Origin of the sequence: Streptococcus cristatus (assembly GCF_963529205.1) — a bacterium.
GTDB classification, from domain to species: Bacteria; Bacillota; Bacilli; order Lactobacillales; family Streptococcaceae; genus Streptococcus; species Streptococcus cristatus_O.
On record NZ_CAURYF010000063.1, the window covers coordinates 1 to 4214 of the forward strand.

Annotated in this window: 4 protein-coding genes and 1 pseudogene; 4 read left to right on the forward strand and 1 reads right to left on the reverse strand. The window is 45.9% G+C overall.

Annotated features, from left to right (window positions below; all coding sequences use genetic code 11):
- Positions 1-237 (reverse strand): annotated as a pseudogene (locus tag RWS39_RS09210) (GBS Bsp-like repeat-containing protein); the annotation flags it as partial.
- Positions 238-480: 243 nt separating this feature from the next.
- Here RWS39_RS09210 and purD point away from each other — a divergent pair.
- The 4 genes from purD to purK all read left to right on the forward strand — a co-directional run.
- Positions 481-1740: a phosphoribosylamine--glycine ligase gene (gene purD, locus RWS39_RS09215; RefSeq protein WP_045634747.1), complete on the forward strand. Its 1260-nt coding sequence runs from the start codon at positions 481-483 to the stop codon at positions 1738-1740.
- A gap of 59 nt (positions 1741-1799) precedes the next feature.
- A complete protein-coding gene (locus tag RWS39_RS09220; RefSeq protein WP_045634748.1) occupies positions 1800-2993 on the forward strand; it encodes an ATP-grasp domain-containing protein in 1194 nt (397 codons plus the stop codon).
- A 19-nt stretch (positions 2994-3012) separates the two neighbouring features.
- Positions 3013-3501 (forward strand): 5-(carboxyamino)imidazole ribonucleotide mutase, encoded by a 489-nt coding sequence (gene purE, locus RWS39_RS09225; RefSeq protein ID WP_045634749.1) that lies wholly within the window; start codon positions 3013-3015, stop codon positions 3499-3501.
- On the forward strand, positions 3488-4214 hold a 727-nt coding region (purK, locus tag RWS39_RS09230; protein ID WP_314482828.1), incomplete at its 3' end, for a 5-(carboxyamino)imidazole ribonucleotide synthase. The genes purE and purK, both read left to right, overlap by 14 nt.

Consider the following 4214-nt stretch of genomic DNA (forward strand, 5'->3'; position numbering starts at 1 on the left):
AATATCGTCTTGGCCACCCTCCTCAGACCAGACAGCATGTTGGATGGGATAAGCTTCTTGCGCAGCGGTCGGTTGGTACTGAACAATCGCTGTTTGTCCTTCAAGCTGAACGGAAACTTCGCTGGTCATAGCCGTCAGCTGGGATGGGCTAAACTGTTCATTCGCTGCAGCTAAGGGAGCGGATAGTGAGGTCAACAAGGTTGCTGAAAGCAGTAAGAAATTTTTGTATTTTTTCATACATCTCCTTTACAATATTTTTTTGGAAAACTCCACTTATATTATTCGGGAAATTTATTGGAAAAATCAAAGTTTAGAAATTATCAAGCTTCTTCTAGCATATTTCTTTCGTTTCAAATAGCATAAAACGAACGATTGTGATATAATTTAGATGAATAATTCGTAAAAATGGCAATGATTTTTACGTGATGTGTTAGCTTGGTGCGTAAGCGCCTATGATATGAACATAGAGGTATCTTAGCTATGAAGCTTTTAGTTGTGGGTTCAGGCGGTCGTGAGCACGCGATTGCCAAGAAGTTATTGGAGTCTCAGGATGTGGAGCAGGTGTTTGTCGCACCTGGAAATGATGGCATGACCTTGGATGGGTTGGATTTAGTAAACATTGGAATTTCCGAACATTCCAAACTGATTGAATTTGCCAAGAAGAATGATGTTGCTTGGTCCTTTATCGGTCCGGATGATGCCCTGGCAGCTGGAATTGTAGATGATTTTAACCAAGCTGGGCTCAAGGCTTTTGGTCCATCTCGTTTAGCAGCGGAGCTGGAGTGGTCCAAGGATTTTGCCAAGGAAATCATGGTCAAATACGGTGTGCCGACAGCAGCCTATGGCACATTTTCCGATTTTGAGGAAGCCAAGGCCTATATCGAAAAGCAGGGAGCGCCTATCGTGGTCAAGGCGGACGGCCTAGCTCTGGGTAAGGGTGTAGTCGTAGCGGAGACCGTAGAGCAGGCAGTTGAGGCAGCTCACGATATGCTCTTGGACAATAAGTTCGGCGACAGCGGTGCGCGTGTGGTTATCGAAGAGTTCCTGGACGGCGAGGAATTTTCCCTATTTGCCTTTGTCAATGGCGACAAGTTTTACATCCTTCCGACAGCACAAGACCACAAGCGGGCCTATGATGGGGACAAGGGGCCCAATACAGGCGGTATGGGAGCCTATGCGCCAGTTCCTCACCTGCCACAAAGCGTGGTGGATCAGTCAGTTGAGACGATTATCAAGCCGGTTCTCAAAGGCATGATAGCTGAGGGCCGACCTTATCTTGGCGTGCTCTACGCTGGGCTGATTCTGACAGCCGATGGTCCCAAGGTTATCGAGTTCAACTCGCGCTTTGGCGATCCAGAGACCCAGATTATCCTGCCGCGCTTGACTTCTGACTTTGCGCAGAACATTACGGACATTTTGGACAAGAAAGAGCCTGCTATCACTTGGCTGGATGGGGGAGTAACCCTAGGAGTGGTTGTCGCATCAGAGGGCTACCCGCTGGACTATGAGAAAGGCAACCCTCTGCCTGAGAAGACAGACGGTGACATCATCACCTACTATGCTGGGGCTAAGTTTGCGGAAAATAGCAGAGCACTGCTGTCAAATGGGGGTCGAGTGTACATGCTGGTTACCACAGCAGATACCGTCTCAGCTGCGCAGGAAAGAATCTACGACCAACTAAAAAAACAAGACACAACAGGCCTCTTTTATAGGCATGATATTGGTGATAAGGCTTTATAAATCAAATCTATGAAACTTTTAGCCGTGAGACTAAAAAATAGACTTCAGGTGTTTGAAAAATGAAAAATAGGTTGCTATTTTTAGAAGGTTCAAGCTTGACCTCACGAGAAACTTTGACAGTTTTGTTGAAAGAAGGCTATAAAATTGATGTGTTATCTCCTAGAAGATTTTCCATTGCATACTTCAGTCGTCTAACCCATAGAGTTCCGATAGTTGATGTGAATCGTTTTCCTGTAGATTATCTGAGACAGGTTAGTCAGTTGCTTCATAAAACCAATTACAAGGCCATTTTGCCAACACATGAAGAAGGTTGGTTATTGGCAAATGGGAAACAATTTTTGCCTCAATCGCTACCAATCGCCCTTGCTGATAAAGAGCAGTTTAAAAAGTTGGCTGGAAAGATTGCTTTTGCTGAAACTGCGGATTTATTAGGACTTCCCACACCTAAGTGGGAGTGCGTGAAAGATGCAGACTCTATCCTGCTAGACTATCCTTATTGGCTGAAAGCAGATTATGGTACTGCCGGTCGCTCGGTTTATAAGATTTCAAGTAAGAAAGATTTGGCTGAAGTGACGAGCAAATTAACAGCGAGTGATGAAGAATGGATGGTTCAGCAAGACATAGTTGGAGACTATGGTCAGGTTCAAGCAGTGTTTGATCATGGAGAATTACTCGCAGTGCATTCTAGCGTAAAAGTAGGTTCTGGCGCGGGTGGTTCGGCTGCGGCAAGATTAAGTATAGAATCTAAAAGAACGAGAGAGCATGTTGAAAAATTAGGACAATATATACAATGGCATGGTTGCCTAACCCTAGATTTTATACGTAGGGGAGACCAATTTTACTATATAGAGTGTAACCCTAGAATGGTAGAGCCTGCTAACGCCTATAAAGCAGGAGTTAATTTTCCAAAAATCATGATAGAACTAGCCAGTCACAGCTACGCTAAATCTGATGTCATTCTTGGTCAAGCAGGCGTTGAGACGCATAGTCTGATGGCTTTGATTATTGGAACAGCTGAGAAGACGAAAAGTAGAAGAAAAATATTGCAGATAATAAAGTACTGGCTTTTAAGACGTGATAGTGAAGAAGTGTTGACACCTGTCTGGAAGGATTTGCCGAGCATTATACCTCTTGTGACAATTATACTTCGTTTATTGATAAAACCTAAGAGCGTTGAAAATCTGGTTAATCAGACTGTTAAACATTATAGTGTTGAATCAGCCACTGTAAAAAATATTGAGCAAAAGAATTAGTTTATTCAGAGGAGAAAATATGAAACCAATTATTTCCATCATCATGGGCTCCAAATCTGACTGGGCAACCATGAAAAAAACCGCCGAAGTCTTAGACCGCTTCGGTGTAGCCTACGAAAAGAAAGTTGTCTCTGCCCACCGTACACCAGACCTCATGTTTAGACATGCCGAGGAAGCACGGAGTCGCGGTATCAAGGTCATTATCGCAGGTGCTGGTGGTGCTGCCCATTTGCCAGGTATGGTAGCGGCTAAAACCACTCTGCCAGTCATCGGTGTACCGGTCAAATCACGTGCTCTCAGTGGTCTGGATTCGCTTTATTCGATCGTGCAGATGCCGGGTGGTGTGCCAGTGGCAACTATGGCCATTGGGGAAGCAGGAGCAACAAATGCGGCTCTCTTTGCCCTCCGCCTTCTTTCAGTAGAGGATCAGGCTATCGCGACAGCTTTGGCGGATTTTGCTGAAGAACAAGGAAAAATCGCTGAGGAGTCTAGCAATGAGCTCATCTAAAACAATCGGAATTATCGGTGGTGGTCAGTTGGGACAGATGATGGCCATTTCTGCTATCTACATGGGGCACAAGATCATAGCGCTGGATCCAGCGGCGGATTGCCCAGCCTCTCGTGTAGCGGAAATCATCGTGGCTCCTTATAACGATGTGGACGCCCTGCGTCAGCTGGCGGAGCGTTGCGATGTCCTGACCTATGAGTTTGAAAATGTCGATGCAGACGGTTTGGATGCCGTTATCAAGGGTGGTCAGCTCCCTCAAGGGACGGACCTGCTCCGCATTTCTCAAAATCGTATCTTTGAAAAGGACTTCCTCGCAAACAAGGCCCAAGTCACCGTGGCACCCTACAAGGTCGTGACTTCTAGCCAAGACTTGGCAGATATCGACCTGTCGAAAAATTATGTCCTCAAGACTGCGACTGGTGGCTACGACGGGCATGGGCAAAAGGTTATTCGCTCGGAAGCAGACTTGGAAGAAGCTTATGCACTAGCCGACTCAGCAGACTGCGTCTTGGAAGAATTCGTCAATTTTGACCTTGAAATTTCTGTCATCGTGTCAGGAAATGGCAAGGAAGTCACGGTTTTCCCAGTTCAGGAAAATATCCACCGCAACAACATCCTATCTAAGACCATCGTACCAGCCCGCATTTCAGAAAGTCTGGCTGACAAGGCCAAAGCCATGGCGGTGCGAATCGCAGAACAGCTCAAGCTGTCTG